At 49.5% G+C, this 15,583-nt stretch carries 14 protein-coding genes; 4 read left to right on the forward strand and 10 right to left on the reverse strand.

Annotated elements, in window-relative coordinates; translation table 11 throughout:
* Window positions 1–286 precede the first annotated feature (286 nt).
* From ACG1BZ_RS13085 to ACG1BZ_RS13100, 4 genes are all read right to left on the reverse strand, one after another.
* Window positions 287–3,433 carry an efflux RND transporter permease subunit gene (locus ACG1BZ_RS13085; protein ID WP_413662202.1) on the reverse strand — a complete coding sequence of 1,049 codons (3,147 nt, stop codon included), beginning with the start codon at window positions 3,431–3,433 and terminating at the stop codon, window positions 287–289.
* Between the two features lie 13 nt (window positions 3,434–3,446).
* The gene (locus tag ACG1BZ_RS13090) at window positions 3,447–4,688 is read right to left on the reverse strand and encodes an efflux RND transporter periplasmic adaptor subunit (RefSeq protein ID WP_413662203.1); all 1,242 of its coding nucleotides are present in this window, start codon (window positions 4,686–4,688) and stop codon (window positions 3,447–3,449) included.
* A gap of 14 nt (window positions 4,689–4,702) precedes the next feature.
* A complete protein-coding gene (locus ACG1BZ_RS13095; protein WP_413662204.1) occupies window positions 4,703–6,067 on the reverse strand; it encodes a TolC family protein in 1,365 nt (454 codons plus the stop codon).
* An 84-nt stretch (window positions 6,068–6,151) separates the two neighbouring features.
* Entirely contained in the window at window positions 6,152–6,544 is a 393-nt protein-coding gene (locus ACG1BZ_RS13100) for a hypothetical protein (RefSeq protein WP_413662205.1), read from the reverse strand.
* 222 nt (window positions 6,545–6,766) lie between these two features.
* On the opposite strand from ACG1BZ_RS13100, the gene ACG1BZ_RS13105 reads away from it, so the two are divergent.
* Together ACG1BZ_RS13105 and ACG1BZ_RS13110 are read left to right on the forward strand one after the other, a co-directional pair.
* Window positions 6,767–7,699 carry a DUF2092 domain-containing protein gene (locus ACG1BZ_RS13105; protein WP_413662206.1) on the forward strand — a complete coding sequence of 311 codons (933 nt, stop codon included), beginning with the start codon at window positions 6,767–6,769 and terminating at the stop codon, window positions 7,697–7,699.
* Window positions 7,696–8,184, forward strand: coding sequence for a hypothetical protein (locus ACG1BZ_RS13110; protein ID WP_413662207.1), 489 nt, complete (start codon window positions 7,696–7,698; stop codon window positions 8,182–8,184). The genes ACG1BZ_RS13105 and ACG1BZ_RS13110 overlap by 4 nt, the downstream gene beginning before the upstream one ends.
* A 39-nt stretch (window positions 8,185–8,223) precedes the next feature.
* Here ACG1BZ_RS13110 and ACG1BZ_RS13115 read toward each other — a convergent pair whose 3' ends face one another.
* Window positions 8,224–8,427 carry a zf-HC2 domain-containing protein gene (locus ACG1BZ_RS13115; RefSeq protein WP_282933051.1) on the reverse strand — a complete coding sequence of 68 codons (204 nt, stop codon included), beginning with the start codon at window positions 8,425–8,427 and terminating at the stop codon, window positions 8,224–8,226.
* Window positions 8,428–8,429: 2 nt separating this feature from the next.
* The gene (locus ACG1BZ_RS13120) at window positions 8,430–9,047 is read right to left on the reverse strand and encodes an RNA polymerase factor sigma-70 (protein WP_282933052.1); all 618 of its coding nucleotides are present in this window, start codon (window positions 9,045–9,047) and stop codon (window positions 8,430–8,432) included.
* 403 nt (window positions 9,048–9,450) lie between these two features.
* Between ACG1BZ_RS13120 and ACG1BZ_RS13125 the strand changes: the two genes are divergently transcribed.
* The gene (locus ACG1BZ_RS13125) at window positions 9,451–10,497 is read left to right on the forward strand and encodes a methyltransferase domain-containing protein (protein ID WP_413662208.1); all 1,047 of its coding nucleotides are present in this window, start codon (window positions 9,451–9,453) and stop codon (window positions 10,495–10,497) included.
* Here ACG1BZ_RS13125 and ACG1BZ_RS13130 read toward each other — a convergent pair.
* Together ACG1BZ_RS13130 and ACG1BZ_RS13135 are read right to left on the reverse strand one after the other, a co-directional pair.
* Entirely contained in the window at window positions 10,494–11,513 is a 1,020-nt protein-coding gene (locus ACG1BZ_RS13130; protein WP_413662209.1) for a hydrolase, read from the reverse strand. The two genes, ACG1BZ_RS13125 and ACG1BZ_RS13130, sit on opposite strands and share 4 nt — an antisense overlap.
* A gap of 34 nt (window positions 11,514–11,547) precedes the next feature.
* The gene (locus tag ACG1BZ_RS13135) at window positions 11,548–12,801 is read right to left on the reverse strand and encodes an MFS transporter (RefSeq protein ID WP_413662210.1); all 1,254 of its coding nucleotides are present in this window, start codon (window positions 12,799–12,801) and stop codon (window positions 11,548–11,550) included.
* 77 nt (window positions 12,802–12,878) lie between these two features.
* On the opposite strand from ACG1BZ_RS13135, the gene ACG1BZ_RS13140 reads away from it, so the two are divergent.
* The gene (locus tag ACG1BZ_RS13140; RefSeq protein ID WP_413662211.1) at window positions 12,879–14,126 is read left to right on the forward strand and encodes an SLC13 family permease; all 1,248 of its coding nucleotides are present in this window, start codon (window positions 12,879–12,881) and stop codon (window positions 14,124–14,126) included.
* Between the two features lie 9 nt (window positions 14,127–14,135).
* Here ACG1BZ_RS13140 and ACG1BZ_RS13145 read toward each other — a convergent pair whose 3' ends face one another.
* Window positions 14,136–14,585, reverse strand: coding sequence for a DUF411 domain-containing protein (locus ACG1BZ_RS13145; RefSeq protein WP_413665867.1), 450 nt, complete (start codon window positions 14,583–14,585; stop codon window positions 14,136–14,138).
* Window positions 14,586–14,613: 28 nt separating this feature from the next.
* Entirely contained in the window at window positions 14,614–15,582 is a 969-nt protein-coding gene (gene egtD, locus ACG1BZ_RS13150; protein WP_413662212.1) for an L-histidine N(alpha)-methyltransferase, read from the reverse strand.
* Window position 15,583: the final 1 nt, after the last annotated feature.

The following is a 15,583-nucleotide window of genomic DNA, read 5'->3' on the forward strand; positions in this document are numbered from 1 at the left end:
CAGCTGCACATAAACTAGACGTCTCAAGCTATCGAGTCACTTTCGGCATGTACCACTCACAAAAACACAGCGCCATAAAAGCAATGCATTTAAACCATACGCAGTCTGTATATTAAACACTAAGATTATCTTACAGACTCATAGGGGAGTTTATTAGGAAGCCGAACGACCTGCACTCATACCTTTTGTTTAGAGCGTCACTAGGAGTCAATAAATTAACTGAATCTTGCCTCATTGGTTCTACACCTACTTCACCTCTTTTGTGAGGTGAAGTAGGCAGAAACATCTACTTAATAGAGTTTTTAGCCATCTCGTCTCCTCCCCTGCCATGCACAATCCGATAAAGTAACGGAAGTACAAACAGAGTTAGAAGTGTGGAAGAAATAATCCCCCCAATCACAACCGTGGCCAGGGGCCTTTGTACCTCTGCGCCGGTACCCACATTCAATGCCATAGGCACGAACCCCAAGCTGGCGACCAGAGCAGTCATCAGTACAGGACGAAGACGAATCATTGCTCCGTCAATAATCGAAACCAAAAGCTCACCGCCCTGTTGCCGCAGCTGACGAATAAATGACAGCATTACCAGGCCATTTAAAACCGCAACACCAGAAAGGGCAATAAACCCAACCCCTGCAGAAATCGATAGAGGCATATCGCGCAGCCATAGAGCTAGCACCCCGCCAGTTAGCGCTAAGGGAACTCCTGTAAAAATGATCAAGGCATCTTTGAATGAGCCGAAAGCCATTACTAGAAGGCCGAGGATTACCAAAAGCGTCAGCGGGACAACGATAGAAAGACGCGTACTTGCAGATTCCAGTTGTTCAAATGTACCTCCATATACCAACCAGTAACCGGCAGGCAAAGACACCTGTTGTTGGATTCGGGCTTTTGCCTCCTCTACAAAAGATCCTAAATCGCGATCGCGTACATTCGCGGTTACCACTACACGGCGCTTGCCATTTTCACGACTGACTTGATTGGGAGCCGGTGTCATTTCAAGATTGGCTACTTCAGACAAGGGCACATAGCTACCTAGCGGGCTACCAGCGGGTAAAGGTACAGGTAAGTCACCAAGGTTTTCATAGTCCCGGCGCAGCCCTTCCGGCAGCCTTACTACCAATTGGAAGCGACGGTCACCCTCATAAATCAGCCCTGCAGATTCCCCACCAATTGCGGTTGATACCAAGTCCTGTAGGGTTTTCAGGTCGATACCATAGCGGGCAAGCGCTATACGCTTGGGGACTACAGAGAGAACTGGCAGACCTTCAACCTGCTCTACTCGAGCATCGGCTACACCCTCAATCCCATTTAACACACCCAGGATTTGATTAGACGAAGCGACCAGCTGGTCCAAGTCATCACCAAATACTTTGATGCCCAGATCTGCACGCACACCAGAAATCAACTCGTTGAAACGCATCTGGATTGGCTGGGTAAATTCGTAGTTATTACCTGGAAGCTCTCGAACGGCTGCTTCGATTTCTGCCACCAATTGCTCCTGAGGCAGTATTGGATCGGGCCATTGATTTCTGGGTTTCAGGATCACAAAGTTATCAGCCACATTCGGAGGCATTGGATCTGTAGCTACCTCTGGAGTACCAATTTTTGCAAATACCTTGTCTACCTGGGGGAACTCCTTAATGCGCTGCTCCAGTAAACGCTGCATTTCTACCGACTGCTCGAGGCCAGTCCCCGGAATACGTAAAGCGTGTAGTGCAATATCGCCCTCATTAAGCTGAGGGATAAACTCAGAACCGAGAGTAGTAGCTAGCCAACTACAAAACAGTACTAAAGCAAGAGCCCCTGATAGTACCAGCCAACGCACTTTCATTGCGGCAATTAAAAGCGGCTTGTACAGTGACTTAGTAGCAACAATCACCTTATTTTCTTTTTCACTGACTTTCCCGGTGAGAAAAACAGCAACTGCTGCAGGTACTACGGTGAGAGAAAGAACCAATGCAGCCAATAACGCCATAACCACAGTAGCGGCCATCGGGTGGAACATCTTTCCTTCGACACCAGTCAGTGTGAACAAAGGAATATACACCACCGTGATAATCAACACTCCAAAAAGGCTCGGGCGAATCACTTCATTGGTGGCCTGGAATACCAGCTCCAGTCGCTCTTGCAGAGGTAACTTACCGCCCTTGCGCTGTTGGGCTTCGGCGAGCCTGCGAATCGCATTTTCTACGATAATTACAGCCCCATCGACAATCAGACCGAAATCGAGCGCACCGAGACTCATCAGGTTGGCAGAAACACCGGTTTGCACCATACCAAATATAGTGGCAAGCATGGACAGCGGGATCACAGCAGCTGTGATAAAGGCAGCCCGAATATTTCCAAGCAGCAAGAACAGCACGACGACTACCAGCAACGCACCTTCAATAAGGTTTTTCTGCACGGTAGCGATGGCTTTGTCCACGAGCGTCGTGCGATCGTAAACCGCTTCCACCTTTACACCTTCAGGTACAGTGGATTTTACTTGCTCCAAAGCTTCCGCAACATTGCGCGCCACCTCGCGGGAGTTTTCCCCCACCAGCATCATAGCGGTGCCCAATACGGTTTCTTCACCATCTCGCGTAGCAGCACCGGTACGCAGCTCTTTACCAATAGCCACTTCAGCAACATCAGAAATTTTAACCGGCACCCCGGATCGGCTGGTAATTACTACGTCTTCAATTTCTCCGATATTCTGTAGTTGTCCCGGTGAACGCACTAACAGTTGGCGTCCATTATTTTCCAGATAGCCAGCACCTCGACTTTCGTTGTTGCGACGCAAAGCCTCGGCAATGTCCTCCATAGATACGCCGAAGTTAAGCATCTGGCGGGGGTCCGGTGTTACGTGATACTGCTTGTTATAGCCACCGATAGTATTTAGTTCCGTAACCCCCGGAACGAGAGACAATTGCGGTTTAATAATCCAATCCTGAATCTCCCGCAGTGCAGTGGCGTCGTAGGGCTGGCCATTGGGCTGGGTTGCTCCGGGCAGAGCCTCCACGGTATACATAAAGATCTCACCGAGCCCGGTGGCAATGGGCCCCATTTCCGGCTCCAACCCAGGGGGCAGATTGCTCTCGATGGTACCCAGACGACTGTTTATCAAGTTTCGCGCAAAATAGAGATCTGTCCCCTCTTTGAAAACCACGGTCACTTGGGATAGCCCGTAGCGAGAAATCGAACGGGTGTACTCCAAGTTGGGAAGTCCGGCAAGTGCCGCCTCTACCGAATAGGTGATTCTCTGTTCAGCTTCTAAAGGCGAGTAACCAGGTGCTTCAGTATTAATCTGCACCTGAACATTGGTGATATCGGGGACTGCATCAATAGGGAGTTTCTGGTAACTCCAAACCCCGAGCCCCACCAGAATAAAAATTAGGGACAATACGAAATAACGCCGCTCAATGGAGAAGCGCAGGATGCTTTCAATCATCTTCTGGCCTCAATTAATGGTGGTGAGCAGCGCCGGATTTCTCTATATCCGCCTTGATTAAGTAACTGTTTTCAGTGACGTAGCGGTCTCCAGGGTTGAGTCCACTTAATACCTCTGTAACCCTGCCATCGGTCCGCCCAAGTTCCAGTGGGCGAATCTCATAAGCATCCCCTACTTTTACAAACACAACGGTCCAATTGCGGAAGGGTTGTAGCGCTTGATTTTCCACCACTAAAGGCGCGGGACTCTCATTGGTGACAACATCAGCTTGAACCATCAGGTCTGTTGTCCATATGTCCTCTGGATTCTCAATCATCGCGCGGGCTATTGCGAAAGGCGTGCCATTGCCCCCCGGTGCCAAGCTGACAATTGTCGAATCAAATGAGAGCCCATCGGCGGTAATAGAAACTTTTTGTCCGCGAGCAATTTGTCCCCGGCGAGTGGGGAATACTTGAAGCTCTGCCCATATTTGCTTGTAGTTCGCAATCGTAAACAGTACCCGGTCACCGCTAAACTCCCCTCGACTGGCCTGCTTATCAATAATCTGACCGCTGATAGGCGCTATCAAGGAATAAGTTTGCAAGCTGTCATTGGACTCAATTGTTGCCAGCTTTTCCCCCTTTTGTATGGAATCACCCAATGCTTTTTCAATCGTCATAATTGTGCCCGGATAGCGGGCGCGAACATGGCTGAGGCTGCGATGATCGATAGCAGTTTTGCCGTAAAGAGTGACGCGCTCTTGAATAACTCCCGGTGCGGCAATCGCAGTTTTAATACCGGCCTTTTCCGCTGTATTTTCATCTATTTTTACTCTTCCTTCATATGATTCAAACTGCCATTTGGCACGGCCTCGCTTGTGAGTCAAAGAGAGTTCAATGTCGAATGAATGAGGTTCAGCCAGATTTTCTTGGCTGCGCCAGTAATCAATATTTGTATCGCGTTGTAAGGCAATATGTTGTGACTCTCCCCCTAGTCGAACCAGAGTTAGGGTCAATTCTGCATTGTCTAGCGCTTTTCCATCTTCCTGAACCCATGCGCGAAACTCAGCGCTACCACTCCGCTCTACCAGAGCCAGCTCAACCACGAGATCCCCCTGCTCTAAGAGGCGGCCCCCATGTGGCCCTTTACTTTCTTCTTGATGATGATCTCCACCGTGGGAGCCACTGGCATAACTAAAATTTGCCACCCACCCTAAAGGTACCAAAAGGAATAGGAACAGCATCGCTAGCTTTAAAGTTCTATTTAATCTGCTCATTTTTAAACTCAATTTCATCTACTGCTTTCAACAGCCACGACACCTAATGGCCGGGCAGTTAATCTCTCAATTTCCGCTCCATACACATGAACAGAACGTGCCGCCACAATTCTCGAGCGCTCAGCATCGAGCAATTCCTCGCGGGCAGAGATCAACTCAACATAGGAATAGCGCCCCCGGCGATAGGCCCGGTCAACCTCAGAAAGCGCCTTGCGCAATGTGGGAATCACGGTATTTTGCATTTCGTCAACAATGGCCAGCGCTTGTTCACGGCTCGTTACCGCCAAGAAAAGCTGGGGATAGAGCTTTAGCAATGCCGCTTCTCTATCCAACTGAACCTGTTCCAGCTCAGCCATTGCAGAAATCTCTTTACCCCGATTACGCCGCCCGGTAAAAAGCGGCACGTTAAAGCCAACAACGACAGCATTCTCATCATCTTCTTTGTCGTTCCGATAGCCTGCATACCAACCAATATCGGGGGTCGATTTCGCTTGTGTCAGATGCAGGTGAGATGCGCGCAAGCGCTCTTCAGAGGCAAAACGGGCAATAGAAGGGTTTTCCTGAGCCCGCTCGTACAGAACATCAAAGCTGGCATTTGGCTCAAATCGGAAGAGCACGCTGGAGTCAACTGCAAAGTCCTGGGTAGGTTGCCCCCACAGCGCGGATAGTGCGTACTTGTAGTAGCTCAGCATTCGCTCCTGTGCCTCGGCGGCCAAAATGGCATTCGCCAGTGCAGACTCAGCCCGCATACGTTCAGCTATGGGGGACGCAGCAGCATTGACCCTTGTAATTACAGCGTCCAACGCTTCTTGCGCCAGCGAGACCTTCTCTTTTTCCAGAATCAATAATTCTGCGGCAGCGAGTACTTGCGCATAACCACGAACCACCTCGGCCAAGACATCCAGTGCTGTCGCTTGCTCATCGGCAATTAAGAGATCCCGCTGAGCATTGACAACATCAATTCGAGCCTGGCGTTTGCCCCCCAACTCAATAACTGATGACAAAGAAGCAGTCAGCTCAAGTTCCTTGTCATCATCATCATCGTCGTCACTTGGCGGACCGGGCCGGCCGGGGGAGCCTGAGCTTGAGCTTGATGAACCATCATCTCCGTATACCGCATACTCAGCTTCGAAACCAAAATCCCATGCAGGACGTAGGCCGGCTGTGAACTCAGCACCATCCAATGCCCATTGCTGGAGTGGAAAAACTGCAATCTGGGGATTTTGTGCCAGAGTTTTCTGTATTGCCTCTGGCAACGTCAATACTTCTCCCTTCTGCGCAGAGGTAGCTTGCGCAGATATAAGTAGAGCGGTCGTCAACAAAAATCTAAAGGATGTACGACCAATCACGCTCAGCGAGAGCGTGGAAAAAAAATCCATGGAATTCTCCCAAGTCACAACTCGATCATCGTGTGCGAGCAAAAGCTACATACTTCTATAGCGGCACACGTAGTATTTAACTAATCAGACTTGGGTTATAGGTGGGCGTAAAAGTGGAGAAAAATAACCTGAGGGCACAGCTGCACTGATTGTATCACTGTAACTGATAGTGCCCCGAAGGAGAGGTTGATAAGACTGCCCCAAAAGCCCGGTTGCATTAATTCCGTGACAATGGCAACAATGATTACAGAAATCCAACGTTGGTGTAGATTGCCCATCACCGGAGGAAGGCAGCGAGAAAGTGACGGAACCCCCATCAGGCTCGTCAGTAGGAGCTACTCCCGGGAGTTGATCAATATGATTTGAAGAGAAGTGGATGGTGATATCTTCTAGCTCATCATGACTGTCATAGAAGGCGCCAGCTGTCTGGAAAATCAGCAGCGCAATCAGCAGAAATGACAGACGAACCACATTCATAGGAGCAGGCTAGTATCAATGATGGACCGACTCTAGCAAACATAACCCAGAGCCTCAATTGAATACGGCAAAAGTTTTGTAAAACAACAGCTTATTGACCAGCAATTCTGGATACCCAGTCTCATTTCAATACTCGTTTTTACGCAACAGCAGGCGCGAAGGTTCTCCTCTACACTGATTCAGATGCCACAACTATGGCTATGTATTGGGAGGTACCGGTAAATGCTTGCTTTTCAACCCTTTGGTGGCTTGGCTAGGGCGCTGATTCTTGCAGCGACGGTGGCATTAGCTCCTGCGATTGTCGCTCAAAACCCGACACCACCCCCGCAACCCGATAGCACTGGCTCCCAAGGCCAAACCCCGCCACCAGGGCACCCCACTAAACCGGCCGATGACAGCAATACCCCCCAGCCACCAGGGCAAATGCAGCAAGGCAAACCACCTCAAGGCCAAATGGGGGCCATGGAGTCAAACGAGCCCCTAGACCCCAAGGCGATGGCAACCTTGAAAAGAATGGGTGACTACCTCGCCAGTCTCAAAATGATGATGTTTAACGCCGATATATTCACTGAGGTCGTTCTGGAAAATCAGGAAAAGCTCCTGATTGGCGGTACCGTCAAATATATGGCAATGCCACCGAAGCAACTGCGTGTAGACCTGAAAACAGATTCTATTACCCGTCAGTTTATTCACAATGGCGACAAGTTCACCGTGATTGCTCCCCGCGATGGTTACTTCGCAGAAATGGAAGCACCCCAGCCTACAGCGGAAGTTTTGACCAAAGCCGCCAAGGATTACGGCATTGAGATTCCTTTTGCCGACCTCCTCGAATGGGGAAGGAAGGAAAATGTTTGGTCCGGTATCAAAGAAGGCTTTCTGGTAAACCGGCCTATGGTTGACGGCCAAAAAACCGAGCACTGGGCATTTCGCTCTGAAAACCTGGACTGGGAAATCTGGATCAAGGCTGGTGACAAGCCCCTGCCCCTGCGTATTTCAACAGTGAATACCCGCGACCCTGCCAAGCCGCGCTTTATTGCCACCTTGAAATGGATGGAAGCCAAACCTGGTGCCGCCGGGCAATTTACCCCTTCCACCGACAAGCTCAAGCAGATCCAGTTTAAGAAGGCGGAACCCAATAAGGAGGCCACACCATGATGCATCGCAACGGTCAAAAGACGGGTTTCCTTGCACAACTGGTTGTGCCTGCCCTGGTCACGGGGGCACTACTGACTGCATTGGCCAGTCCCTCAGCCGAAGCCTTTGGTCGGTTTGGTGGTGGTGGGGCTCATTTCAATATTGGGGGACATTTTAATGGGATGCGTCCGATGGGTGGAGGCTTCCACGGTGGCTATGCCCCGGGAGAGTTTGCAAGGCGCTTTCCCAATCACCCCCCATTTCACCCCCATCATCCACCCTACCCACCGCCCCCTTGGCGCCCCCACTACTGGCCCTACCCGGGACCAGCATTTTGGGGTACGGCAGCAGCCGTCGGTGTCGGCGGGTGGTTATATACGTTGCCTCGCAGCTGTGTTGCAGTAACTGTTGGTAACGTTACCTATGAGCACTGCGGGTCCTACTGGTATGAACCGCACTTTGTCGGTGGCCATATCGCCTACCGCCCGGTTCGCCCTCCCCGCTAGGAACGCCAATTTTGGATAAGTGGCCCCAAGTGCGAAATGCTATTTTTCGTTGTCAGCTTTCTCGGGGCCACCCTGAGCATAGGATTTGGTGATATGCCTGAGGGTCTTCATCTGCTTGCCGAAATTGCGGCAAGGTGTGCAAACCGCCAGATGTAACTTCAGGCTCGCCTTCTCGGAAATGAGCAGGTCCCTCTCCTGGGACTCAGACATCAGCCTCGTGGCTTCCCGGCAGGTCTTCATCATTGTCACTTCTCCACACCAAACCAGTTATCTTCCAGACACTCGCGCAAGCGAAGGCGCGCCCTGTGCAATGTGACATTTAAGTTGCTAACGGTAATCTCCATGGCAGCACAGATTTCATGGCTTTCCAGCTCAATAAATTCCCTCATCATAAAGATCTGCGCTTGGCGCGAGGGAAGATGGCTGAGACAGGCCTCGAAGATCCGCCAAAAATGCTTGTCGTGAATTGCCGACTCAGGATCAGCCCAGCGCTTGGGCTTTTCATCCTTCTGCCAGTGCCCCGTCTGATCAAACAGCTCATCGTGATCATATTCTTCCCTATCCCCACGAACCAATTGATCCGCATCTACGAAGCGCTGTCTCTGTCGCAATATGTCGGCAATCTTGTTCTTGAGAATGGCGAAGACCCAGGTCTTCAAAGCTGAGCGACCGGAAAAGCTGCGCGAGTTCTTTAGGGCACCCATCAATGCTTCCTGAACAGCATCTTCAGCCAACTGCGTATCCTGCAACTGCAAACTGGCAAAACGCAGCATCTGTTGGCGCAAATCCACCAGGAACTGCGAATTCTGCAAGGAATCCTCGGCGGACTCTGTCGAAGCACTGGGAGCTAGGTGATCGCTCAATTACGTTCCCTCATAATATCGAAGCGGAGAGAGTCGATATTAACGAAAATAATGCGATTCTCTACAAACCAATTCCCACTGGCGCCAAAAGGCAATTTTGCTGATTCTGAAATATCTAGTGCATCATGCTGGTATTTTTGTGCCAATTGAGACTTTTCTGCTTTATCCTGCCCCTCGAGCCAGAATGAGTGAAATATCATGCCAGTATAGAGCTCTGCATCAGTTTCGAAAGCGGAAACCTTTGGCCAGAAGAACCTCTAACTCCTCAACTCTTCCGTGATTCCTCTGGTTTTTAGTCGCGGGAACCGCAGACTTGTTACACTTCCTCAGCAAAATTACAAAGAGCGCCAATACCGGCGCAACTGCGCCTTTTTGGTTAACCCCCGCAATAGGTAAAGAGCCAATGCACGATTTAGTACAGGACTACTACGGACGCCAACTAAAGAACTCTTCAGACCTGAAGACCAATGCCTGTTGTGATCCCAGCGATATGCCAGAGTGGCTAAAACCATTGCTGTCCAATATTCATCCCGATGTCCTATCCCGCTATTACGGCTGCGGACTTGTCTGCCCTCCACTTTTGGAAGGCTGCCGGGTACTGGATCTTGGCTGTGGCTCAGGCCGGGATATTTACTTGCTCTCCCAGTTGGTAGGCCCAAAAGGTGAAGTAGTAGGTGTCGATATGACGGAAGAGCAGCTGGCTGTGGCCAGGCAGCACCAAGCCCATCACGCCGACAAGTTTGGCTATGACAATGTCCGCTTCCTGCACGGCTACATCGAAAAGCTGGAGGAACTGGAATTAGAGCCTGAAAGCTTTGATGTGATCATTTCCAATTGTGTGGTTAACCTCTCCACAGACAAAGATGCTGTACTCAAAGGCTTGTTTCGGCTGCTGAAACAAGGGGGAGAATTTTACTTCTCCGATGTCTATGCTGACCGTCGTATTCCCCCCGCAATTAGCTCTGACCCCGAGCTGTTCGGCGAGTGTCTTGGGGGCGCACTCTACTGGAATGACTTCCTGGAAATTGCTCAGGGCAGCGGCTTCCGCGATCCACGCCTGGTGGAGAGCCGGCCATTACTTATCACCAACCCAACCCTGGCCCAGCGCTGTGGTTCAATTCGATTTTTTTCCGCCACTTATCGCTTGTTCAAATTAGCGCAACTGGAAAAAGACTGTGAGGATTACGGCCAAGCAGTGATTTACAAAGGCACACTACCGGGCTATGCCGATCAATTCGTTCTCGATGGACACCACATTATTGAGACCGGACGAGTATTCCCTGTGTGCGGTAACACTTGGAGAATGCTCGCAGAAACCCGTCTCGCACCGCACTTCGAATTCATTGGCGATTTTTCGCGGCACTTTGGCCTGTTTCCCGGCTGCGGCAAGGAAATGCCATTTGCCAACGACACTCCCGAAGCGGATCAATCGAGTACCCAGTGCTGTTAACCCAGAGTCTGAAAGTGGGGGCCCAACCGGGCTCCCTTTGGAAACCCAACGACCGATCCCAAAAAGTAAGGTATCTTTTTCTCCAGCCAATAACTGGGGCTCCATACCGTCCCATCTATAAACCCTACATGCCCCCCTCGATCACTCACCGCCAAATCGACAGCAGAACTAACTTCGCTGGTTACAGGTATCGCTGATGGACAAATAAAAGGATCATCAACGGCGTTGATAATCAAAGTCGGCGTGCGAATATCTTTGAGTAAAGGCTTACTGGATGCCTGGGTGTAATACTCATCCACATCACGAAAACCATGTAACGGCGCAGTGAAAGCATTGTCGAAATGCCTGAAATCGACAAAGTCCTCACTGCAATTGAGATCGGGTAAGGCCGCAGCCAACTGTGGGTCTTTCGCCTTATGAAGCAGGCTCAAACGAAGCCCGCTAATCAGGTGGCGCTCATAAAGGTGGGATATACCAGTGTTGATGTAGCGACTACAGGCATGGAGGTCCATTGGCGCCGAAACAGCAATCCCAGCGGCTACCTGCCCGCGGCCACCATCTTCACCTAACATTTTCAGAACAACATTTCCGCCCAATGAGAAGCCAACCACGGCAATCGTCATTAATGGAAACTGTTTCTTAAGTTCACTAACCAGCCAGCGAGGATCTTCAGTGTCACCACTGTGATAGGCCCTCGGCAACTTGTTAGGCACACCACCACAACCTCGAAAATGCATTACAGCGACCTGATAATGGTATGCCAGAAGGGTTTCCATCAGCCCCTGCACATAGGGCGACTCTACCGAACCTCCCAAACCGTGAAGTATCAATACCAGAGGATAATCGGGATCATTGCGTAGCGGCCTGGGAAAATGCAAAGAAAGGCGATCGCCATCAGGCGTTTCGTACCAGCGGCAATCTGTCTCAATCCAGGGGGTGGCGCGGTGAAAACGACTGAATACGGTCTGAATATGTCGATTGCCAAGGCCTGGGGCTGGAGAAAAAGAATTAACCATAGATTTCTATCAATAGTCGAAACAACCGGGGCTATCAGTTTCCTGCTGATGGTTTAGGGATTGTTGCCCCTTTCGTTTCTGGGACAAAAATCAGAAAAAATGTACCGGCGATCAGAGCAATAGCTCCCAAAGTAAGAAAAGCAACGCCATAGCCAAAATACTGAACAATATATTCCGCAGAAAAATTACTACATGCCGAACCAATTCCCACCAGGGCAGCCATAGCGCCCTGGGTAACATTAAAGCGGCCCGTACCACGTGTCAGGTCGGCACACATTAAAATAATAATGACGCCAAATATACCATTAGCCACGCCATCCAGGGATTGAATTGCTACCAGGAAGTACGGATTGTCCGTAGACATAAACAACAGCGCCCGTACCGGATTGATAAAAAAACCGATAAGGAAGATTAGCTTGCGCCCCCAGGTATCCGCTTTGGCCGCACACAGAAAGGACATCAGCATCATCATAAACTGGGCGGCGATGATACAAGCTGATGTAAAGGCAATAGCTATATCGGCATTCGAGTTAATCGACAGTTTCTGACTCACCAAGGGCAACATCGCGGCATTGCCAAAGTGGAATAGAAACACGCTGACAGCCAAAGCGACCAGGCGCCTGTCAGACAGCAGTGACTTGAAGCCCGACGGCTGTGCTTTGCCCTCTAGATCCTTGTGCTCTCCGCCCCGAGCACGGATATGATCGATAGATTTTCCCGGAATAAAGGCTACCGAGATCGCCATAAGGGCACCCATAACCGCCATCAACCAGAACACCCCCTGCCCGGAAATAGTCAGGGCAAGAATCGCTGCAAGCCCAGCAGCAAAGACATTGCCCGCATGATTGGAGGCCTGGTTGGCACTGGTTTGATAGGTAAAGTTCTTATCGCTGGTAACCCCGAGTGTGATTGCCGCAATAGAAGGAGCCACGAAGGCAATTGCGCCTCCCATCAAAACCTGAGAGAGATAAATCAATGGCTTGTGGCTGGTAAATTCCACAATAGTGATAGAAACAATACCGATAATGATCCCGCAAGTGGCAATAAGCCCTCTCTTAAAGCGAGTACTATCGATAAATGCGCCAGCAGGTGTCTGCAGCAGTACAGTGGTTACCCCGCCAATTGCCAGGACAACCCCAATATCTCCCGGCTTCCAGTGCATGGCTGAGAGCAGGTAAATAGCCAGGTATGGTCCCAAACCCGCAACCACATCTCCAGCAAAGAAATTCGTAAAGAGAAGAGGTTTGTTTAAACTCTTATGAATGGCCTTGTTGGCACTCTGCTGCACTGGATAGAGCCTCAGAAAAATAGCAATGCTGAAAACCAGAGTAGCAGTTGGGACTAGCGACACTCGGATAACGATAGATGTCTATCAGCTTAACCGTCTCGGCAATCATCTTTATCCTAATAGCCGTGCGCCAATGGCTACCATCTGCCGTTCGTATCTGGCACATCATGACCCTTGGCGCAGTAGCACTTTTGGCCTTGAGGCAAATCACACTTAAAGATGCATTCTTTGCAGTGGATTGGGACTTAATCCTCTACTTATTCTCTGTATTTTCGATTGCATCCGCTCTGTACGACACAGGGATTTCAGCACAAATCAGCAGGCGAATACTCTCCCGTAAAAACCCCAATACCATACTGGCAAGCTATGTCCTGATCATGGCCGTCTGCGCCGCCCTTCTCACCAATGATGCTGCAGCAGTGATTGGTGTACCCATCGCTCTATTGATGGCTCGGGATATGAACTGGGGTGTTGTACCCCTACTTATTTTACTTTGTGCCACCGTAACGATCGGCAGCATGATCTCCCCAGTCGGCAACCCACAAAATATCTTGATTGCCAACGCAGGGCAGTTTGACAATATGTTTCTGGTATTTGCCGAGTGGATCTTTATCCCGGCAGCAATCACCATGCTGCTGTCGATTCTTTGGTTAAAAAGGTTTCTTAAAGTTGACGAACCCAGTCACAATGTAGGCATTCAGCATCGAGAGGACAATGAGATAGCACAAAAATGGCCACCTCTATTGTCGGCAGCCCTTCTGGTAATTCTAATAGCATTAGGCAGTGTACTTCATAACGTAGAAGGTATTTACCACCCGACCTTGGGTCAAATAGGCTTGGTCGCCTGCTCACCCATTTATCTGGCGAGTCATGAAAGAAGAAGAATACTGAGAGAAGTAGACTGGCCCACCCTCTTTTTCTTTATTTCTATGTTTATTGTGACCGGCTCACTACTCAAGTCCGGATCACTACAGTTTTTTCTGCACAAGAGCGGGATTAATCTGGCTGAACCTGAAACCGTAACTTTTGTCAGTTTTTTTGCCAGCCAACTGTTTTCCAATGTTCCCGTAGTGGAAATCTACCTGAATCTGCTACATGAACACGACACTCAAACACTTATGATGCTATCAGCCATATCAACAGTTGCTGGTAACCTATTTATAATCAGCGCAGCCAGCAATGTAATAGTGCTGCAGCAGGCGGAAAAATTTGGTGTGCAACCATTTAACTTCTGGCAGTTCTTTTTATTGATGTTGCCGGTAAGTGTTATCAGTGTGGCAGCGAGTTATCTCTATATTATTTGGTACAGCTCGCTACAGACCTAAAAACAAGAGCTAACTCTGGGGCTTCTCGACTCGGACAAAGGGGCGATAGTCTCCCCCTTCCAGCAGCAGATAAATATTGTAAGGTTCAAACTTTCCATCCACTTCCATTCCTGGGCTACCAACGGGCATCCCGGGTACTAATAGACCGATTCCATCCTCTGGAGGAGAGGAAATAAATTGCAGGATATGTTTGACGGGAACATGGCCTTCAAAAACATATTTGTTGTGCCACACCGCCGTATGGCAACCCTCCATCCCCCGAGGAACACCCCATTGCTGCCGAATTTTGGCCATATTCAGCTCAGAACTGGTAGATACGGCAATGCCGTTACCCCGTAGATAATCCACCCATTTGTTACAACAGAAGCAAAGCGGATGTTTATACACAATAAAACTATCGGCATCCCACTGTTTTTTTTCCTCCGCACCAGCAAAACTTGCTGGTGCGGCCAATATCACCAGTGAGAAAAGGAGACCTAAAACCTCCCTAGATAGCCTGGGCATAGTGAATAGCATAAGATTCAGAGGAATCAGTCCAGTGGCGAACAGGTTTAAAGCCGCCTTTCATCAACAGGGTATTAAAACTACTCACTTTATATTTATGGCTATTCTCGGTATGAATAGTCTCCCCTTCCGAAAAGACGATCTGTTCCCCGGCGATTGCGACGCTCTGATCCCGGAGGCTAACTAAATGCATCTCTACGCGTTGTCGTAATGGTTGATAGAAAGCGCGATGAGAGAAAGATGACAAATCAAAGTTGCCTCCCAACTCACTGTTAATTCGTTGCAGGAGGTTCTTGTTAAACTGCTCCGTAATATGCTCACTATCGTGATACGCCCTCTCCAGTACAACGGAATCTTTAACTAAATCAGTTCCGATAAGCAGGCCGTCTCCCGCTCTCAAATTCGCCGCAAACGTCTCCAGCAACTGCTCCGCCCTATCCGGCTCAAAGTTTCCAATTGTCGAACCAGGAAAAAACACCACACGTTTTTTTGACTCAATATTTGACAGATTGTCCCATACTTCGGCTTGAGTAAAGTCACCCACTTCCGGCCAGATAGAAATATGAGGTAAGCCTTTTTTAATTCGTTGCCCCGCCAAATAGAGAATCTCCGGGGAAATATCGATGGGATAGTATCCGCTAGGGTTTTTTAAAAGATGCAGTAGGCCCTCTACTTTTTCGCAGTTGCCTGCACCAGGCTCCACCAGTAGCGCCCCTGGGCCAATTTCTTCAGCAATATCCGGTAGATACTGATTGAATATCTTAGCCTCAGTACGGGTTAAATAATAATCGTCTACATCACATATTTTCTCGAATAACTGAGAACCAAGTTCGTCGTATAGGTATTTACACGGTAGTGTTTTCTGATCTCCGGCCAACCCCCGTAACACATCATTGAGAAATTCATGGTCTTGTTGTGAACTTTCCTGCATCGATGATACGGCTGCTTTCACA

Source organism: Microbulbifer sp. CNSA002, assembly GCF_047324085.1.
In the GTDB taxonomy this organism is placed as follows: Bacteria; Pseudomonadota; Gammaproteobacteria; order Pseudomonadales; family Cellvibrionaceae; genus Microbulbifer.

Bases quoted from the DNA above. Each gene is read 5' to 3' on its own strand.
- ACG1BZ_RS13110 (WP_413662207.1), top strand. From the start codon at position 7,696: ATGATGCATCGCAACGGTCAAAAGACGGGTTTCCTTGCACAACTGGTT.
- ACG1BZ_RS13105 (WP_413662206.1), top strand. From the start codon at position 6,767: ATGCTTGCTTTTCAACCCTTTGGTGGCTTGGCTAGGGCGCTGATTCTT.
- ACG1BZ_RS13100 (WP_413662205.1), bottom strand. From the start codon at position 6,544: ATGAATGTGGTTCGTCTGTCATTTCTGCTGATTGCGCTGCTGATTTTC.
- ACG1BZ_RS13085 (WP_413662202.1), bottom strand. From the start codon at position 3,433: ATGATTGAAAGCATCCTGCGCTTCTCCATTGAGCGGCGTTATTTCGTA.
- ACG1BZ_RS13130 (WP_413662209.1), bottom strand. From the start codon at position 11,513: ATGGTTAATTCTTTTTCTCCAGCCCCAGGCCTTGGCAATCGACATATT.
- ACG1BZ_RS13125 (WP_413662208.1), top strand. From the start codon at position 9,451: ATGCACGATTTAGTACAGGACTACTACGGACGCCAACTAAAGAACTCT.
- ACG1BZ_RS13090 (WP_413662203.1), bottom strand. From the start codon at position 4,688: ATGAGCAGATTAAATAGAACTTTAAAGCTAGCGATGCTGTTCCTATTC.
- ACG1BZ_RS13095 (WP_413662204.1), bottom strand. From the start codon at position 6,067: ATGGATTTTTTTTCCACGCTCTCGCTGAGCGTGATTGGTCGTACATCC.
- ACG1BZ_RS13115 (WP_282933051.1), bottom strand. From the start codon at position 8,427: ATGATGAAGACCTGCCGGGAAGCCACGAGGCTGATGTCTGAGTCCCAG.
- ACG1BZ_RS13140 (WP_413662211.1), top strand. From the start codon at position 12,879: ATGTCTATCAGCTTAACCGTCTCGGCAATCATCTTTATCCTAATAGCC.